This is a genomic window from Xanthomonas sp. WHRI 6106 (assembly GCF_040202405.1).
Lineage (GTDB): Bacteria > Pseudomonadota > Gammaproteobacteria > Xanthomonadales > Xanthomonadaceae > Xanthomonas > Xanthomonas cannabis.
Genome location: NZ_JBEGFC010000003.1, coordinates 253,571 through 272,548, shown reverse-complemented (window position 1 = coordinate 272,548; position 18,978 = coordinate 253,571). Strand labels below are relative to the sequence as shown.

The following is an 18,978-nucleotide window of genomic DNA, read 5'->3' as shown; positions in this document are numbered from 1 at the left end:
CCGCGATGGACATGACGCATGCGCATGCGCAGCACGCCAGCGATGACGCCGCTTCGACGGAGCCCGATGCTGCCACGCACGCTCCGGCACGACACCCGGCGCATGCCCACGGCGTAGTGCCCCCGCAGCATGCAGACATCCCGCAAACACCGCAGCAAGCCACATCGCCTTCGTCGGCAGAGCAACGCCAGATGGCGCACGAGGGCATGGATCATGGCGCGATGAATCATGGGCCGACGGATCATGCCGCGATGGAGCACGCTGCAGTCGACCACGCGGCGATGGGCCATACGGCGATGGATCATGCAACGATGGGTCATGCAACAGCCACGAGCACGTCCGTGTCCACATCTGCCCCACGTGGCAACGCAGCCCTGCCACGCGAGCCAATTCCCGAGCCCACCACCGAGGACATCGCGGCGGCCTTTGCCCCGTTGCGCAGCCATGCGATGCACGGAACCGGCATCAACCGGTATGTCCTGTTCGATCGCCTGGAAGCCTTCGACACCGATCGCGGCAGCGGGCAAGCGTGGGAAGCAAGGGCATGGGTCGGCGGCGACATCAACCGGCTCTGGCTCCGCAGCGAAGGCGAGCGTCACCGCGGCCGCACCCGGGATGCATCGGTGGAAGCGTTCTACGGTCATGCCATCTCACCGTGGTGGGATCTGCTGGCAGGCGTGCGTCAGGACGTGGGTACAGGCCATCGCAGCTGGGCCGCGTTCGGGGTGCAGGGAGTGGCGCCGTACAAGTTCGAAACCGAAGCCACGCTGTTTGTCGGCAATGGTCGCGCCGCGGTGCGGCTGGAAGGTGAGTACGACGTGCTGCTCACCAACCGCCTGATCCTGCAGCCACGTGCAGAGGCAACCATCGCAGTGACCGATGACGATCGACGCGGTATCGACAGCGGGCTGCAACAGGTCGAAGTAGGCATGCGGCTGCGTTACGAAATCACCCGGCGGTTTGCGCCTTACATCGGCTGGGTGCATCACCGCAGCTTCGGTGACCGCGCCACCGCCACGATGGACGAGGAGCCTGCACGCGACAGTCGCTTCGTCGCTGGCGTGCGCATCTGGTTCTGAGCCAGTGGCAAGGGGGCCCGGACTGCTTATCTGGCCCCTGCCCCTGCCGCTGACACGCGCGCGGACGGTGGCAGTGCGCTGCCATGACATGCCCACAACCCCGCCCCCGCTAACATCGCCACCCGGCGCTTACCCTGCGCACCCAACTTTCAAGAGGAAATCACCATGCCTTTGACCGATCTGCAGCATGTGCCCGGTGCCAGTGCGGCGCCGGCACAGACCCACGGCTTCGTGTTCAACCACACCATGCTGCGCATCAAGGACGCGCCGCGCTCGCTGGACTTCTACACGCGCGTGCTCGGCTTCCGCCTGCTGGATGCACGTCACTATGCAGACGCGAAATTCAGCCTGTACTTTCTGGCGTTATTGCCGGAGGACACCGCCGTTCCCGATGACGACGCAGAGCGTCGCCTGTGGATGGCCGGCATCCCCGGCGTGCTCGAACTGACCCACAACCACGGCACCGAAACCGAAGACGGTCCCGTGTATCACGACGGCAACAGCGACCCGCGCGGCTTCGGCCATATCTGCATCTCGGTGCCGGACATCCACGCCGCCTGCGCGCGCTTCGACAGCCTCGAGGTGCCGTATCAAAAGCGCCTGGAAGACGGCCGCATGAAGCACCTGGCCTTCATCAAGGACCCGGACGGATACTGGGTAGAGATCATTTCCAATACGCCGCTGGCCTGAGAGCGGGACGCTCGGCAACCCTGACGTTTCGGCGGATGGGAGTGGACATGAAAAGGCCTCCCATCCCGCCCCCACGCCCCGGCAGAAAGCCGGCACCGCCAGGCGCGGCGCGACGACTGGACACAACGGCGGGCTGGAGTAGACTTTCGCCGCCCTCCGCAATGGATGCACCCCAATGCTCGTCAGGAAGATTCCACTGATTCTTGCGCTAGCAACGATCGCCGCGTGCAAGCCGGCGACACCAGACGCCACGGCTCCAAAAACGGCCACCGCCGACACAGCCAACGCCACCACCCCTAAATCCGCAGACAAGGATGCATCTCCCATGCAGGACGCAACCCAGGGATCGACCCAGCAGGTGCAGCCGCCGCGCCCCGATAGCGTGCTGTATTTCATCAGCAACGTGGACGGCGACGGCGCAACCTCTTACGAGGTCGCCAATGGCAGCTGGATCAACTACTGGTACGGCTTCGAGTTCGAACTTGGCGGTACGCGTTACTACACCGGCTTTGCCTGGGAAACGCCCGAACGCTACGGCGCAGAGCGCGAGAATCACGACGCTGCCCCTGGTACCAAGGTGACACTTGCTCACGCTACGTTTGTGGCCAGCGAGCCGGGCAGCAAGTCACCGTGGAAGCTGCTAGGCGTAGAACCCTACATTGGTGAATTCGGGGGTAGCGAAAAAGGCAACGAGATAGATACTGAGCGCAAACCCCAGACATGGATCACACCCTCGGGCGACATGCTACTGGCGTTACCCACCTGGTATCTGGTCTCGGGGGTCCGTATGCGGACGATCGAGGTACTGCTATTCAATCCGCATGAACTCACGAAAACCGATGAAAATGTGTGGCGCTACCTGACAACGCTCGAGGCTGGCTCCAATAACGATGCAAGTTGCGGACCTGACTCTCCGGGATCCATTCCTTGCATTGATGTCACCGGCACGCTTGTGATAGTGCCGCAAGATGCGAGCGACATGCCCCTGTTGCGGGTAAGTATTCCTGGAGCAGCCAACCAGGGTGACACGGTAACCGAATATCTTTACGATGCGTCGCAGAAAACCTACCGGTCGACCTCCCGGTAAGGGCCAATGGATTGGCTCAGGTCGACTTAACGCGGCAGCATCTGTTGCCGCCTCAATCGCATGGAGAACGCGATGGCACGTGACTACAACCGCGCTGAAGTACTGGACATCATCGAACGTGAAGCTCAGCAGCGCAGCATTCCGCGCGACGACTTCATGCGGTTCGCATATATTGAAACTGGCGGCCAGTTTAATGAACTGGCATCGCGCGGCCCCAATAGCGCCAAAGGTTTATTCCAGTTCGTACCAGAAACGGCTGAGCAATACGGCATCAGGGGCCGTGAGTTGGATGCGGTCGCTAACACCGATGCCGCTGCACAACTGTATCAGGACAACCGTCGCATCCTGGTAAACCGCCATGGAAGCAACGGAATGCCATATCTATCGGGCAAAGAGCAGCCCGATGGAATGGACTTATACATGGCGCACCAGCAGGGTGCGGACGGCTATCGTTCAATCCAGTCAGCTATCGCACGCGGCGAATTCATCCGTCCCGATACTCGCGCGAAGATCATCAACAATGTCTCCAGAGAAGACTTAAAGGAAGTGACTGGAGTCGAATACGACGCGTTTAAACGCCTCCCCGATAGGGAAATGGCACAAACGTTCAGGCAATACTGGGATACCAAGTTTGATCGCATTCGCATTCCCGAAAAAGGAATTGAGCCGATTAACGATGCACCTTCACGCGCACCGACGCAGGCCCAGGGCACGCCCGCACAAACACAGCATAAGGGAACTATTGCACTAAGCGCTGCCTATGATTTGACAGAGAAGTACGATCACGTCAAATACGCCATGAGCGGCAAGCATACAGGTGTGGACGGGAAACACCCGGAACAGGGTTATGTTGATTGTTCTGGCTGGGTTGCCACCATGCAGAACGCAACCATGAAGGAGATCAACGAAAAGGCTGGGCATACCGTGTTCAGTAAGGGCGATCAATTCAAGCTGGCAATTGACGGCGCGGCGATGATCGTGGAAAAAGCGCAGGAGCGCTCTGGGGTTCTGATGCAAGGCAAAGACGTCACTGCCCAGAATCTCAAAGAGGGCATGATCATCGGCGAGGACAATGGCCCGCAGAGTTGGGACAAGGGGCGTTATAAGGGCATCGACCACATCACCATGGTGGTGCGCGACCCCAAGGATGGCGAGCTCAAGATCAGCCAGTCGCGCGGCGGCGAGGGTGTCGAACTCAGCTCGCTGGATTCCTACCTCGAGCGCAAGCACGCCAAGGGCGTCAAACTCTATGCCAGCGACCCGCTCTCCGAGGCGCGCGAGTTGCTGCAGGACCGCAACCAGACCAAGCAGCAGTCGCACGACAGCAACGCGCACAAGCCCGCGCATGCACAAGTTGCGGCCGAAACACCCGGCGTGCTGCGCGAGAAGGCCCACGGTGCCGATGTTCAAAAATTGCAGCAAACCTTGCAACAGCTGGGCTACAAGGACGCCAACGGCAATGAACTCAAAGCCGACAGCGCCTATGGCCAGCGGACGGGCGAGGCAGTCAAGGCGTTCCAGCGTGCACACGGGCTACAGGACGATGGCGTGGTTGGCCGCGATACGCTCAATGCGCTGAAGCAGGCAGAAAAAACACCGCTGCTCTCGGAGAAAACCAACCCCGACCATCCACTATTCAACCAGGCTTTCAGCAAGCTGGAACAACTGGGTCCGAATGCATTCGCCAATCGGCAGCAGTTGGTGAACGCTGCCGGCCACATGACCTTCGAAGCAAAAGTCAGTGGCCTGCAGCGAATCGACATGGTGGCGCAAAGCAAGGATGGCAGCGGGCTGTTTGCCGTACAGGGCCAGCCGAGCGACCCGGCGCATCAGCGGATCTACACCGACAAGGCAACCGCTGCGGAACGGCCCCTGGAGCAAAGCAGCAATGCCGTGCGGCAGGAAGCGCAGTCGCAGACGCAGGCCCAAGATCAGCACGAGCAGCAACGCAACCAGGCGCGCAGCGTAGGCTGATCGCTCTGCAATGGAAAGGCATAAGGGGTACTGATCGATGGATCAGTGCCCCTTGTGGTTTAGCGATATGTTTAGCGCGATTCTTATCACAGCACATCAGGTGCCAAATGTCCGGCGTCGACAGATCCGGCCGTTCAATTGGACGTCGCAACAGCCTCTCGATCGGGGAACCACTGCGGCAACCGCTCGGCGAATTTCGCTGCGCATTCGTCGCTGTAGGCTTGCGCGGCCTCTTTGACCAATGCGTAATCGTTGGCTTCCCACTGCTCCAGAGAAGCAGTCCGCGGTGTCGGTGTACAGTGCATGCTGACCGGGCTCGCCTTGCGCTTGAGCAGGCCGGTGCGTTCCCCGCCGATCGTCACTACATAGCGCAATTCGTAGGGCGATTTGGTATCGGCCAGGCTCTGATACACCAGCAGCCAGTCGGACATCAGCACCTGCAATGGAAACGGATCCACCGGCAAGGCGGTCGGATGCCCGGTGAAATAGGTCTTCAAGTGCGCGTTGACCGCATCGCGCTGCAATTGATAACCCGGATTGCCTACCCCTTCCATCTTCTCGCCTTTCAACTGCCCCTTGTTGAAGGCCGAGACCACGCCCCCACGCGCAAACAAACTGGTGGCGATCTGCAATCCCACCACCGCCCCGGTATGCCCGCGACGAACCACGCGCAACATCTCATCGCCATTGGGCAGCCCATTGGGGCCTACGCGCATGCTGGCATGCAACGGCAGCTGCAAGGCCCAGTCAGCCGATGCTGCAATGACGCCATCTGCATCGGCTTGCGTTTGTGACGATGGCTGCCCTTCGGCTGCCACAACCGTAATCGTCCCCGCCTCAGCTGCCGCCGCATAGGCAGTTGCCGCAGAGAAGTCACCGCCTGCAAACGCAGGCCCCACTGCTGTGGCTTCGGCCACGCGCGTCGGCGTACAAAACGTCCCAGCCGCACGCATCTGCGCTTCATGAAAGCCGATACCGTTGATCTGGTGCACCACGGCATCCTTGCCGTACTGCTCCACCAGCTTGCCGATCACTGCATCAGATGGCGTTTGCTGTGCGCAGACCTTGGCGGCAGCGAGACGCGACCAGGCGAATTGCAGCGCAGGGTCCCAACCCATCGCATCTTCGCCTACGAACCCGTGGTCGTAGTGATACGCATAGATGGCCGGGTCGATTTCCTGCAGCGTCATTCCACCCTGACCCGCATAGCCAAGCGGCAGATCTTGCGCAACGGCAAGCCCAGGCAGTGCCAACAGCACCGCCGCGATACACGTCTTCATGGATCCCTGTCCCTGTGGATGACTGCGGCGCGCTGCATGTCCCCCATGCAGCGCGACCGATGCACCAACGCTTGCACGCGATGGCCTCTAACACTGCAGGGTTCGGATCGACAGGTAATGGCACAACGCACCCGCAGATCGTCCTGCAGGGATAGTGTGCCCGCACACGGCAGCCATCGCAGTCGGGGCGGTCCCGACGCCGATGTGGGGACCGTCCCTGCGCACGTTCACTGGTTACGCATGCAAGATCCCGCCAGCGCTCGGTTGCCAGTCGTGTGGAGTGCGCAATGCAGCGAGTGTGCGCACCAGCTCGCGATAGCTGCCGGCCAGTTGTGCAAACAGACCTGCATCGCTGTAGCGGGTGTCGGCTACTTCGGAATACGCACCGCGCCCCAGGTCGATGAAGTAGTCCACGCTGAGCCGACGGCGCTGCGCCACGCCCGGGAACAGGCCCGCAATGAGCAGGCAACCGTCGCCGACGTCGCGCAATGCATCGGCCCGTACGCTGCCGACCTGATCCTGCGCATGCAACCATGCCAGTGCCTGCGTGCGCGACAGCAGATGCGCATCGCGCTGGAAACGCAACAACACAAACACCAGATAATGCTCACGCGACTCGTCCAGCGGACGTGCGATCCGCTGCCCCGCCTCGCGCACCAACGCCTGCCACAATTCCGCTGGCGCCCCCTGTTTGAAAGACTCGTGCATACGTCCTCCTGCGTGGTGTGACCCTCGCAAGAAGCTTATGCATAACCTGGGCCAAAGCGTTGGCAGCCTCGGAGCGCGGCTGCTAAGCGGCGCAACACGCAACTGCCTTGACGAGGGCCCATCGCCTGGCTGCCCGAGGACGACGATCGCTACTCTCTTGAGCAGAAGCAGCGAGGCAGCCACGCAGCCTGGCTGCGCACCGCCGCTGTACAAGCTGCGGGCTCAGGCTTCGGTGCAGTGGCTCGATGCGGATATGGCACGCAGGTCGTCAGCCAGAGGCCGGCACCGGCAGCGCGCAAGCATTGCATTCCGGTGGCATAGTCTCAGCCGAAACAACGCACTAGCCGCGCCTGCCCCAAGGCGGGCGCGGTCGTCCCGCTCGCGCGCTTACTCCACCGTCACCGACTTGGCCAGATTGCGCGGCTTGTCGACATCGGTGCCGCGTGCCAGGGCGGTGTGATACGCCAGCAGCTGCACCGGGATGGTGTGGATCACCGGCGACAGCACGCCGGCGTGGCGTGGCGTGCGGATGACATGCACGCCCTCGGACTCGCTGAAGTGGCTGTCCTGGTCGGCGAACACGAACAGCTCACCGCCACGTGCGCGCACTTCCTGCATGTTGGATTTGACCTTCTCCAGCAGGCGGTCGTTCGGTGCGATCACCACCACCGGCATCGCCGCGTCCACCAGTGCCAGCGGGCCGTGCTTCAACTCGCCAGCCGGATACGCTTCGGCATGGATATAGGAGATTTCCTTGAGCTTGAGCGCGCCTTCCAGCGCGATCGGGTAATGCAGGCCGCGACCAAGAAACAGCGCATTTTCCTTCGGCGAAAAACGCTCGGCCCAGGCCATGATCTGCGGCTCCAGATTCAAGGCGTGCTGCACGCTGCCCGGCAGGAAACGCAGCTGCTCCAGATAATCGGCTTCTTCGGCCTCGCTGATGCGGCCCTGCAGCTTGCCCAGCACCATGGTGAGCTGGAACAGCACCGCCAGCTGCGTGGTGAACGCCTTGGTCGAGGCCACGCCGATCTCGGCGCCGGCGCGCGTATAGCAGACCAGTTCGCTGGCGCGCGGGATGGCGCTTTCGGGCACGTTGCAGATCGACAACGTATGCAGATGCCCCAGCGATTTGGCGTATTTCAGCGCTTCCATCGTGTCCAGCGTTTCGCCGGACTGCGAGATGGTGACGATCAGGTGCTTGGGGTTGGCATACGCGGCGCGGTAGCGGTATTCGCTGGCGATTTCCACGCTGCACGGCAGGCCGGCGATGGCTTCGATCCAGTAACGCGCAGTCATGCCGGCGTAGTAACTGGTGCCGCAGGCCAGGATCTGCACGCCTTCGATGTCACGCAGCACCGCTTCCGCGTTGGCGCCGAACAGCGATGCCGGAAAGCCCTTGGCATCGATGGCCGCTTCGATGGTGTCGGCCAGCGCACGCGGCTGCTCGTGGATTTCCTTCTGCATGAAATGCCGGAACGGCCCCAGCTCCAGCGACGCCAACGAGACATCCGACAGGTGCAGCGGGCGCTCGACCGGGGCGTCGTTGCCATCGAAGATGCGCACGCCATCGCGACGCAGTTCGGCGGTGTCGCCCTCTTCCAGGAAGATCACCTGGCGGGTGGCCTGCACGATGGCCGACACATCGGAGGCGACGAAGTTCTCGCCCTCGCCCACCCCGATCAGCAACGGGCAGCCCATGCGCGCGCAGACAAACCGTTCCGGCTCGGCCTGGCTCATCACCGCCAGCGCGTAGGCACCGGTGAGCTCCTTGACGGTGCGCTGCAGCGCGCTCAGCAGGTCGCCCGCGCTGCCCAGATGGTGATGGATCAGGTGCGCGATGACCTCGGTGTCGGTCTGCGACTCGAAGGTGTAGCCCAGCGCGCGCAGTTTTTCGCGCTGCGCTTCGTGGTTTTCGATGATGCCGTTGTGCACCAGCGCCACGCCGGCGCTGATATGCGGGTGCGCATTGGCTTCGGTGACACCGCCATGCGTGGCCCAGCGGGTGTGGCCGATGCCCAACGTGGCGCCGAACTGTTCGGCCTGCGCGGCCTGGGCCATTTCGGCCACGCGCCCGGTGCGTCGCACCCGGCGCACCTGGTCGCCATCGAGCACCGCAATGCCGGAGGAATCGTAGCCGCGGTATTCCAGCCGCTTGAGTCCTTCGATCAGGACCGGGACCACATCGCGCCCGGCGATCGCTCCGACAATGCCGCACATAGGGACAGCTCTTTAGGAAGAAGGCCGGCATTTTAGCGTGTCCGCTCTTGTCCACTGCATGACCGTCCCCGGACAGCGTGTCCGCGCAGGTGTCCGCGGACACTGCGGACACCTGCGCTGCGACCCTAAAGTTCAAGCATTTCAGCCACTTGCCGGTTGGCACGCGTCCTGCTTTGTCACTGTGACGCCACCGAGCCCGCCGACCATGATTCGTGACACCTCTGCCCAGGACCAGGTTCTCAGCACCCCCACCCGGGGCACGCCGTGGCGCCGCTGGCTATGGCCCGGCATCGCGGCGGTCGCCGTGTTGGCCGGTATTGGCTGGGCGGTCACTGCATGGAGCGCCGGCAGCCGCTCGTTCGACGCCAGCCGGGTGCGCATCGCCACGGTCAGCCAGGGCGACCTGGTACGCGACATCGCCGCCGACGGCCGCGTGATCGCTGCCAACAGCCCCGTGCTGTACGCCATCTCCGCCGGCACCGTGACCCTGAGCGTGGTCGCCGGCGATGTGGTCAAGCAGGGCCAGGAGCTGGCGCGCATCGACAGCCCGGAGCTGCGCAGCAAGCTGGCGCAGGAGCAGGCCACGCTGGCCGGCCTGGAGGCCGAATCCAGCCGCGCCGCCCTGGATGCCACGCTGGCACGCGCCAACGCCAGCAAGCTCACCGACCAGGCCCAAATCGACAAGCAGGCCGCCGCACGCGACCTGGAGCGCTACCAGCGTGGCTACGATGGCGGTGCGGTGCCGCAGGTGGAGCTGGCCAAGGCGCAGGACACCTTGAAGAAGACCGACATCGACCTGCAGCACGCCCAGCGCGATGCGGCGCTGAAGAGCCAGGGCGCAGATCTGGATTCGCGCAACAAGCGCCTGCTGGCCGACCGCCAACGCGCGGTGGTGGCCGAGGTGCAGCGCCAGGTGGATGCCCTCACGCTGCTGTCGCCGTTCGATGGCCAGGTCGGCCAGGTGCAGGCCGTGCAGCACACCCAGGTCGCCGCAAACGCGCCGATCCTGGGCGTGGTGGATCTGTCCAAGTTCGAAGTCGAGATCAAGGTGCCGGAAAGCTTCGCCCGCGATCTGGCGATCGGCATGCCGGCCCAGCTCACCAGCGGCAGCGGCGAACCGTTCCCCGGCGCCATCTCGGCGGTGTCGCCGGAAGTGGTCAACGGCGAAGTCACTGCGCGCATCCGCTTCACCGACAAGCAGCCGCCGGGCCTGCGCCAGAGCCAGCGCATGAGCGCACGCGTGGTGATGGACACGCGCCGCAACGTGCTCAAGGTCGAGCGCGGCCCCTTCGTCGAACAATCCGGCGGCAGCTACGCCTACGTGATGGATGGCAACACCGCGGTGCGCCGCCCGGTGCGCATGGGCGTCAGCAGCCTGGGCGAAGTGCAGGTTCTGTCCGGGCTGCAGGCCGGCGACCGCGTGGTGGTGTCCGGCGCAGACAATTTCGGTGATGCGCCGCGCGTCACCGTCCACTGATTCAGTCATTCCATCTCGTCGCACTCTCTCTTCGCAAAGGAATCGGCAATGCTCAAGATGCAAGCGGTCTCCAAGGTCTTCCGCACCGAACAGGTGGAAACGCACGCGCTGCGGTCGCTGGACCTGCATGTACGCGAAGGCGAATTCGTCGCGGTCACCGGCCCCTCCGGCTCAGGCAAGACCACCTTCCTCAACCTGGCCGGGCTGCTGGAAACCTTCACCAGCGGGCAGTATCTGCTGGATGGCGAAGACGTCAGCCATCTCTCCGACGATGCGCGCTCGCGCCTGCGTAATCAAAAGATCGGTTTCATCTTCCAGGGCTTCAACCTGATTCCGGACCTCAACCTGTTCGACAACGTCGATGTGCCGCTGCGCTATCGCGGCATGGCCGCGGCCGAGCGCAAGCAGCGCATCGAAGAGGCGCTGACCAAGGTCGGCCTGGGCTCGCGGCTGAAGCACTACCCCACCGAACTGTCCGGCGGCCAGCAGCAGCGCGCCGCGATCGCGCGCGCACTGGCCGGCAGCCCACGCCTGCTGCTGGCCGACGAACCCACCGGCAACCTCGACTCGCAAATGGCGCGCGGGGTGATGGAACTGCTGGAAGAGATCAACAGCCAGGGCACCACCGTCGTCATGGTCACCCACGACCCGGAACTGGCCGCGCGCGCGCAGCGCAACGTGCACATCGTCGACGGCCAGGCCACCGATCTGGAACGCAACCCCAGCCTGATGCGCGCGCCCAGCGCCGCTGCAACCCTGGCCGACTAAGGAGCCCGCCCATGTTCGGCTATTACTTCACTCTGGCGGTCCGCAGTTTCCGCCGCAACAAGGTGCTCACCGCACTGATGGTGCTGGCCATTGCGCTGGGCATCGGTGCCAGCATGACCACGTTGACGGTGTTCCATGTGTTGTCGGGCGACCCGATTCCGCAGAAGAGCGATCGGCTGTTCAACGTGCTGGTCGACCCACAACCCAAAGCCGGTTTTCAGCCAGGCGAAGAGCCGGATGATCAAGTGACCCGCTTTGATGCCGAAGCGCTATTACGTGAAAAACGTGCCAAACGCCAGGCACTGATGACCGGCGGGCAAGTGGCCATCGAGCCAGACAAGAAGGGCATCAGCGCATTCAGGTCGGAAGCTCGCTTTACCTCGGCAGATTTCTTCCCTATGTTCGAAACACCGTTCCTGTACGGACAGGGCTGGTCGGCCGGCAGCGACGAAAAACACGAACGCGTTGCAGTCATTACCAAGAAACTCAACGAGAAATTATTCGACGGGAGCAACAGCGTCGGCCGCGATTTGCGCATGGACAAGAGCACTTTCCGCATTGTTGGCGTACTCAATGAATGGAATGTCAATCCGCGCTTCTATGACCTCAGCAATAGCTACGGCTCAGACGAACAGGTGTACCTGCCGTTCTCGGTGGCGATCGACCTGAAGATGGACCATTACGGCGGCATGAATTGCTTTGGCAAGAACGACAATAGCGATCAAACGGCGCTCAATGCGTCCTGCACCTGGATGCAGTATTGGGCAGAGCTGGAAAGCCCGGCGAAGGCTGGTGACTACAAGGCCTACCTGGACAACTACTCCGATCAACAACGCGCTGCCGGACGTTTCCAGCGCCCGAACAACACCCGCCTGCGCAACGTGATGGAGTGGCTGGACTATAAAGAGGTGGTTCCCGGCGACGTGCGCCTGCAGTTGTGGCTGGCAATGGGCTTCCTGCTGGTGTGCCTGCTCAATACCGTTGGTTTGTTGCTCGCCAAGTTCCTGCGCCGCAGTGGCGAGATCGGTGTGCGTCGCGCACTGGGCGCATCGCGCGGTGCCATCTTTGCGCAATGCCTGGTCGAAGCCGGCACCATCGGACTTGCAGGCGGCATCGCGGGACTGGGGCTGGCATGGTTGGGATTGTGGGCGGTGCGCCAACAGGCCGTCGACTACGCCGAGCTGGCACATCTGGATCCGACCATGCTGCTGCTGACCTTCGCACTGGCGCTGTTTGCCAGCCTGCTGGCCGGCTTACTGCCGTCCTGGCGCGCCATCCAGGTTGCCCCCGCGCTACAGCTCAAAGCGTCCTGATCACCAAGCCCGCCGCGCCAAGGCGGGCACGGCCTCTTATCCGAAGGTACCGCCCATGGACATTCGCCCTATCGTTTCCACGTTGCGCCGTCACAAGACCGCAGCAGCATTGATCGTGCTCGAAATAGCACTTGCCTGCGCGATTATCTGCAATTCCCTGTTTTTGATCGGCAACCGCATCGAAACGCTGCAGCAGCCCAGTGGCATTGCCGAATCGGAACTGGTCAGCATCCAGCTTGGGGGTATCGGCACCCAGGTCAATGCAGAAGCGCGCACGCGTGAAGATCTGGCAGCACTCCGCAACCTGCCCGGTGTCCGCGGCGCGATCGTCATCAATCAGATTCCGTTTGTTCATTACTCGTGGAACAGCAGTGTCTCTCTTACTCGAGAACAAGAGCGCCCGACACTCAATGCCGCGCAATACATGGCCAGCGAAGGCACGCTTGGCACACTTGGTCTGCAGTTGCTGGCAGGGCGCGATTTCACCGCAGGCGAATTCATGGATATGTCGCAGGCCAACAAGGACAGGTCCATCGATGAGAAAGGCCTTTCGGTGATCATTACGCAGCACATGGCCAACAAGCTATTCCCCGCCCAAACTGCATTGGGAAAGACAGTTTACGCAGGCGATACTGCACTACACATCATCGGCATCGTGCAGACACTGGCACGCCCCACCAACAATACCGCAGCCGGCCTTGATCAGAGCAATTATTCGATGTTGCTGCCACTGCGCATCAATTACACCGCAGGCCAATACATCATCCGTGTCACCGATCCAACGCGTCGGGCAGAGGTCTTGCAATCTGCCGTCGCAGCACTGATGAAATTGGACGATAGTCGGCTGGTCCTGAAACAAGAGACTTATAGCGAAATCCGCGCAGACTATTTCGAGAACGATCGCGCCATGATCTGGTTGCTCGGCGCAGTGTGCATCGCGCTACTGGTCGTCACTGCGCTGGGCATCGTCGGTCTTGCCAGCTTCTGGGTACAGCAGCGCACCAAGCAGATCGGCATCCGCCGTGCGCTGGGTGCAACGCGTCGCCAGATTCTGCGCTACTTCCAGATGGAGAATTTCCTGCTCGCCTCGATCGGTATCGTGCTCGGCATGCTCATGGCCTACTCGATCAACGTATGGCTGATGGCGCGCTACGAATTGCCGCGGCTGCCGGCGATCTACCTGCCGATCGGCGCCTTGCTGTTGTGGACGCTTGGCCAGGTGGCGGTATTCTGGCCCGCGCGTCGCGCGGCTGCAGTGCCACCGGCTGTCGCCACTCGCAGTGCATGATCAACGAGGCCTCTTCCTTGCTGCGCGTTGGAGGGACGAAGCGTCGGCGTCTCCTTGCCATCGCCCGCGCCTGCGGCAACTTCACTGATCGAGACACACTCCATGCATCCCTTTGTTGCAACACCGGCGCTGATCCTGCTGACAGTCTCTTGCCTCTTGCACGCCGGGCAGGCCAGTGCCGCAAGGCAGGCGACCTCCGTGCCAGCCACCTCGACCCGCGATGTCCTCGTTATCGAAGACACGCGGCTGGACTGGCGACGTAACGAACAGGTCCTGGAACTCGTCTCGACCGGCGACGGATTGCTGGTGACAAAAGCCAGCGCGGCACTGGCGCTGCAGTTACACCGTGGCGACCGGCTACGCACGGCAGGGCGTACCCAGATCACCAGCGTCGCCCAGCTGATCGCCGCACTGCGTGCCGCTGCAAACGCCCCGATCGAAGTGCACGTGCTGCGCGACGGCGTCCAGGTGCGTCTGACCTGGGCTGCAGCAGCGTACGCGCCACTCCTCCCGCCGAGGGCTCCTTCGCCGCCCACGTCCGGCTGACAAGCAGCCAAGTCTCCATCCCGCGCACGGTCCAGTCCGTCGGCATTGCTACCGCCTGCAAATCACGCCCCGACAAGCGACGCATTTGCAGCACCGTCCTGCACAGTATTCTGTGTCGATCCCTCTTCCCGCGCCTTCCTGAGCACCGCGATGCCGCACATCCTGATCATCGACGACAACACGGCCGTGGCCACTGCGCTGGAGGTACTGTTTTCGTTGCACGACATCGAGGCACGGCATGCGCATTCGCCGCAGGCCGGATTGGCGCTGCTGGACGAGCAGGTGTTCGACCTGGTGATCCAGGACATGAACTTCACCGCCGACACCACCTCCGGCGAGGAAGGCGAGGCGCTGTTTAGCCAACTCCGTCAGCGCCACCCGGACCTGCCGGTGATCCTGCTCACCGCCTGGACCCATCTGGGCAGCGCGGTGGGCCTGGTCAAGGCCGGTGCGGCCGATTACATCGCCAAGCCCTGGGACGACACCAAGCTGCTGACCACGGTCAACAACCTGCTGGAGCTGTCCGAAGCGCGGCGCGAGCTGCAGCGCCGCCGCGAGCGCGAGCATCGCGGCCGCGAGCAACTCACCCAGCGCTACGACCTGCGCGGTGCGGTCTTCGCCGACCCGGCCAGCGAGCGCGCCATTGCGCTCGCCTGCCAGGTGGCACGCTCGAATCTTCCAGTGCTCATCACCGGCCCCAACGGCAGCGGCAAGGAGAAGATCGCCGAGATCATCCAGGCCAATTCCGCCGTCAGGCAGGGGCCGTTCATCGCCCTCAATTGCGGCGCCTTGCCAGGCGAGCTGATCGAAGCGGAACTGTTCGGCGCCGAGGCCGGTGCATACACCGGCGCCAACAAGGCGCGCGAAGGCAAGTTCGAGGCGGCCGACGGCGGCACCTTATTCCTGGATGAAATCGGCAACCTGCCGCTGGCGGGGCAGATGAAACTGCTGCGCGTGCTGGAAACCGGCCGTTACGAACGCCTGGGCTCCAACCGCGAGCGCCACACCCAGGTACGTGTCATCAGCGCGACCAATGCCGATCTGCAGGGCATGATCCGCGAGGGCGGCTTCCGTGAGGACCTGTATTACCGCCTCAACACGGTGGAGATCGCACTGCCGGCACTGGCCGATCGGCCAGGCGACATCGGTCCACTGGCCGATTACTTTCTTGCTGGCGAAAAGCCCTTGTCCGCACAGGCGCGCGACGCGTTGCAGCGGCACGCCTGGCCGGGCAATGTGCGCGAGCTGCGCAACGTGCTGCAACGTGCCGCACTCCTTGCGCAGGGCGCGCGCATCGAGGTCAGCGATCTGAATCTGCCACGGGCGCCCGCACCGCGCCCGGTGGCTGCAGTGGCCGGCGAGCCCGATCGCGCGCGCATCGAACAGGCACTGGCCCGCGCGCAAGGCGTGATTGCACAAGCGGCCGCCGAGCTGGGCCTGAGCCGGCAGGCACTGTACCGGCGCATGGACCGCTACGGCATCACTGCCGAATGAGCCATCGCATGTGGAATCGCTCCTTCACCCTTGGCCTGTTCTTGCGGCTGTTGCCAGTACTCGCGCTGGCCGCTGCCCTGCCCTGGTTGATCGCTTACTGGCTGGACCGTAGCTGGGAGGTGGCCCTGGTCTCGGCCGTGGCGCTGCTGTCGGCCATGTGGTGGAGCCTGCGCCGCGCCACCGCGCCGATGCGCTCGCTGTTCCGAGCGCTGGCCGGCACCACCAGCAGTTACCGCGATGGCGAATACAACTTCGGTGTCCACTGGCGCGGCAATGACGAACTGGCACAACTGGTGCAGGCGCATGCCGAACTCGGCGACGTGCTGCGTGCGCAACGCCGCGACCTGGTGCAACGCGAACTGATGCTCGACACCATGCTGCAGAACACGCCGGTCGCGATGCTGCTGGTGGTGGCCGGCGGCGATGGCCTGCGACGGATCGGTTTCTCCAACAATGCCGCACGCAAACTGCTGCATGGCGGGCGCAAGCTCGAAGGCCAGCATCTGGACGATGTGCTGGAGCGCATGCCGGGCGAATTGCGCGATGCCCTGGCCCGCGGCGGCGACTGCCTGTTTGCGGTACGCGAAGAGGGTGACGACGAAGACGATGAGCAGATCTACCACCTGTCGCGGCGCAGCTTCCACCTCAATGGGCGCGGCCATGAGCTGCTGCTGATCCGCACCCTGACCACCGAGCTGCGCCGGCAGGAAGTGCAGACCTGGAAGAAGGTCATCCGCGTGATCAGCCACGAATTGAACAACTCGCTGGCTCCGATCGCCTCGCTGGCGCATTCCGGCGCCGAGCTGTTGCGCCGCGAACGCACCGACCGCCTGGGCACGGTGTTCGAAACCATCGAAGAACGCGCGCGCCATCTGGAAGGGTTTATCCGCGGCTATGCGCGATTTGCAAAGTTGCCGCAGCCGCAGCTGCAGACAATCGCCTGGGAACCATTTCTGGAACGCTTGCGGCAACAGATCCCGTTCCAGTTGCAGGGCGACCTCAGCGATGTCAGCAGCCGCATCGATGCCGCCCAGGTCGAACAGGCGCTGCTCAACCTGCTCAAGAACGCGCACGAAGCCTGCAGCGAAGCGCAACCGGCCAATAGCGAGGTCGCCGTGCGCGTAAGCCGCGTGCCGCAATGGCTGCGCATCGAAGTGCTCGACCGCGGCAATGGCATGAACGAAGCGGTGCTGCACAATGCGCTGATGCCGTTTTACTCGACCAAGCGCAACGGCACCGGCCTGGGGCTCGCACTGACCCGCGAAATCGCCGAGGCGCACGGCGGGCGCATTTCGCTGCACAACCGCGCGCATGGCGGGCTGTGTGTGACCCTGTTGCTGCCATTGGCCGCATGAAGCAGCACTCCGTCCACGCCTGGTAGCGCCTAGGATCAGCACGCGTCATCGTTGCATCAGACCGTCCGCATCAGAACGCCGTCGTGCAGCTGTAGGAGCGCACCAGGGCGCGACAGGCTTCCCGGCGTTGTCAGGCGCGCCCGGGTGCGCTCCTACGCAGTCGATCTGGGGCCGCAGCGCACTGTGTGTCCGCCAACAGGGCGGCCTACTTTTTACCAGGCCGCTCCCAGCCTTCGATCACGGTCTGTCGCGGACGCGACACACTGAGCTGGCCCGGCGGTGCATCGCGGGTGATCACCGATCCCGCGCCGATGGTCGCATTGGTGCCGATCTCGATGGGTGCCACCAACGCGCTGTTGGAGCCGACAAAGGCGCCATCGCCGATGGTGGTCTGCGATTTGTTCACGCCATCGTAGTTGCAGGTGATGGTGCCGGCGCCGATGTTGACCTTGCTGCCGATGACCGCATCGCCCAGGTAGGTGAGGTGATTGGCCTTGCTGCCCACGCCCATCGTGACCTTTTTGGTCTCCACGAAATTGCCGATATGCACGCCATCGGCCAACACGGTGCCGGGGCGCAGCCGTGCGAACGGGCCCACCAGTACCGCACCCTCGGTGACCACGCCTTCCAGGTCGCAGTGCGCGCGCACCTGCGTGCCCGCGCCCAGGTTCACGTCGCGCAACCGGACGAACGGACCGATCACCACGCCATCGCCCAAGGTCACATCGCCTTCCAGAATCACATCGATATCCAGCTGCACGTCGCGGCCCACCTGCACGCTGCCGCGCTGCTCCACGCGCGCAGGGTCGGCCATGCGCACGCCCTGCAGGCATAGCGCCCGCGCCGCCCGTGTCTGCCACGCACGCTCCAGCTGGGCCAGCTGCCAGGGGTCGTTGGCGCCCTCCACATCCTGCGGGTCGGCCACGTAGACCATGTCGGCCGGCGTGAAATCGCTGGCCGCGCTGGCAAACACATCGGTGAGATAGAACTCGCCCTGCGCGTTGTCGTTGGACAGGCCACCCAGCCAACGGCGCAACGCGGTGGATTCGGCGGTGAGGATGCCGGTATTGATGGTGCGGATACGGCGCTGCTCCTCGCTGGCATCCTTCTGCTCAACGATCGCTGCCACCTTGCCTTCGGCATCGCGCAGGATGCGTCCATAACCGGTGGGATTGGCGAGTTCGGCGACCAGCACCGCCATGCGCCCCGGCGCGTGCAGCAGTTCCAGCAGGCTCTCGCTGCGGATCAGCGGAACATCGCCGTACAGCACCAGCACCGTGGCCGCATCCGGAATCGCATCCATTGCCTGCTGCACTGCGTGGCCGGTGCCCAGTTGCTCGCGCTGCTCGGCCCATTGCAGATCCTGCTGCGCAGCGAATGCGTCCCGCACCTGGTCGCCGCCGTGCCCGTACACGATATGGATCGCCGCCGGCTGCAGCTGGCGTGCGGTGGCGATCACGTGCGCCAGCATCGGCCGGCCCGCCAGCGGCTGCAGCACCTTGGGCAGCGACGAGCGCATGCGCTTGCCCTCGCCTGCGGCCAGGATCACAACGTGCAAAGGCAGGGTCATCAACAGTTCCCGAGACGATAGATGCGTAAATTCTAGTCGCAGCAGTGCAACACGGCGTGCCCGTCACAGAGGATCGGCAGGCAATGACACACCGTTAAGCGCGGCGACCGCTAGCATGGGCGCCCTTTCTTC

General features: G+C 63.5%; 15 protein-coding genes. 11 read left to right on the top strand and 4 right to left on the bottom strand.

The features are described from left to right. The first annotated feature begins 5 nt into the window (after window positions 1-5). The 4 genes from ABQZ09_RS06845 to ABQZ09_RS06830 all read left to right on the top strand — a co-directional run bounded on the left by ABQZ09_RS06845 (window position 6) and on the right by ABQZ09_RS06830 (window position 4,830). Entirely contained in the window at window positions 6-1,079 is a 1,074-nt protein-coding gene (locus tag ABQZ09_RS06845) for a copper resistance protein B (protein WP_503018664.1), read from the top strand. A gap of 165 nt (window positions 1,080-1,244) precedes the next feature. Further along, window positions 1,245-1,769, top strand: a complete 525-nt coding sequence (gloA, locus tag ABQZ09_RS06840; RefSeq protein ID WP_039403670.1) for a lactoylglutathione lyase — start codon at window positions 1,245-1,247, stop codon at window positions 1,767-1,769. A gap of 325 nt (window positions 1,770-2,094) precedes the next feature. Further along, a complete protein-coding gene (locus ABQZ09_RS06835; protein WP_349776547.1) occupies window positions 2,095-2,856 on the top strand; it encodes a hypothetical protein in 762 nt (253 codons plus the stop codon). Between the two features lie 72 nt (window positions 2,857-2,928). Beyond that, window positions 2,929-4,830: an XVIPCD domain-containing protein gene (locus ABQZ09_RS06830; RefSeq protein WP_349776462.1), complete on the top strand. Its 1,902-nt coding sequence runs from the start codon at window positions 2,929-2,931 to the stop codon at window positions 4,828-4,830. 134 nt (window positions 4,831-4,964) lie between these two features. Here ABQZ09_RS06830 and ABQZ09_RS06825 read toward each other — a convergent pair whose 3' ends face one another. From ABQZ09_RS06825 to glmS, 3 genes are all read right to left on the bottom strand, one after another. Continuing rightward, complete coding sequence (locus ABQZ09_RS06825; protein ID WP_349776461.1) at window positions 4,965-6,110, bottom strand: hypothetical protein; 1,146 nt, start codon at window positions 6,108-6,110, stop codon at window positions 4,965-4,967. A 234-nt stretch (window positions 6,111-6,344) separates the two neighbouring features. Further along, window positions 6,345-6,818 (bottom strand): hypothetical protein, encoded by a 474-nt coding sequence (locus ABQZ09_RS06820; RefSeq protein ID WP_039564281.1) that lies wholly within the window; start codon window positions 6,816-6,818, stop codon window positions 6,345-6,347. Between the two features lie 387 nt (window positions 6,819-7,205). After that, a complete protein-coding gene (gene glmS / locus ABQZ09_RS06815; protein ID WP_349776460.1) occupies window positions 7,206-9,035 on the bottom strand; it encodes a glutamine--fructose-6-phosphate transaminase (isomerizing) in 1,830 nt (609 codons plus the stop codon). A 205-nt stretch (window positions 9,036-9,240) separates the two neighbouring features. On the opposite strand from glmS, the gene ABQZ09_RS06810 reads away from it, so the two are divergent. The 7 genes from ABQZ09_RS06810 to ABQZ09_RS06780 all read left to right on the top strand — a co-directional run bounded on the left by ABQZ09_RS06810 (window position 9,241) and on the right by ABQZ09_RS06780 (window position 17,276). Continuing rightward, complete coding sequence (locus tag ABQZ09_RS06810) at window positions 9,241-10,512, top strand: efflux RND transporter periplasmic adaptor subunit (protein WP_228314492.1); 1,272 nt, start codon at window positions 9,241-9,243, stop codon at window positions 10,510-10,512. A 48-nt stretch (window positions 10,513-10,560) separates the two neighbouring features. Then, on the top strand, window positions 10,561-11,280 hold the full coding sequence (locus ABQZ09_RS06805; protein WP_349776459.1) for an ABC transporter ATP-binding protein: 720 nt from the start codon (window positions 10,561-10,563) through the stop codon (window positions 11,278-11,280). Between the two features lie 11 nt (window positions 11,281-11,291). After that, a complete protein-coding gene (locus tag ABQZ09_RS06800; RefSeq protein WP_349776458.1) occupies window positions 11,292-12,593 on the top strand; it encodes an ABC transporter permease in 1,302 nt (433 codons plus the stop codon). A 55-nt stretch (window positions 12,594-12,648) separates the two neighbouring features. Then, a complete protein-coding gene (locus ABQZ09_RS06795; RefSeq protein ID WP_349776457.1) occupies window positions 12,649-13,881 on the top strand; it encodes an ABC transporter permease in 1,233 nt (410 codons plus the stop codon). A 198-nt stretch (window positions 13,882-14,079) separates the two neighbouring features. Continuing rightward, on the top strand, window positions 14,080-14,427 hold the full coding sequence (locus ABQZ09_RS06790; protein WP_349776456.1) for a hypothetical protein: 348 nt from the start codon (window positions 14,080-14,082) through the stop codon (window positions 14,425-14,427). 150 nt (window positions 14,428-14,577) lie between these two features. Next, window positions 14,578-15,921, top strand: coding sequence for a sigma-54-dependent transcriptional regulator (locus tag ABQZ09_RS06785; protein WP_349776455.1), 1,344 nt, complete (start codon window positions 14,578-14,580; stop codon window positions 15,919-15,921). An 8-nt stretch (window positions 15,922-15,929) separates the two neighbouring features. Beyond that, window positions 15,930-17,276 (top strand): sensor histidine kinase, encoded by a 1,347-nt coding sequence (locus tag ABQZ09_RS06780; protein ID WP_039409248.1) that lies wholly within the window; start codon window positions 15,930-15,932, stop codon window positions 17,274-17,276. Between the two features lie 205 nt (window positions 17,277-17,481). Here the strand turns inward: ABQZ09_RS06780 and glmU are convergent, their stop codons facing one another. Continuing rightward, window positions 17,482-18,846, bottom strand: a complete 1,365-nt coding sequence (glmU, locus tag ABQZ09_RS06775; RefSeq protein WP_228314487.1) for a bifunctional UDP-N-acetylglucosamine diphosphorylase/glucosamine-1-phosphate N-acetyltransferase GlmU — start codon at window positions 18,844-18,846, stop codon at window positions 17,482-17,484. Window positions 18,847-18,978 lie beyond the last annotated feature (132 nt).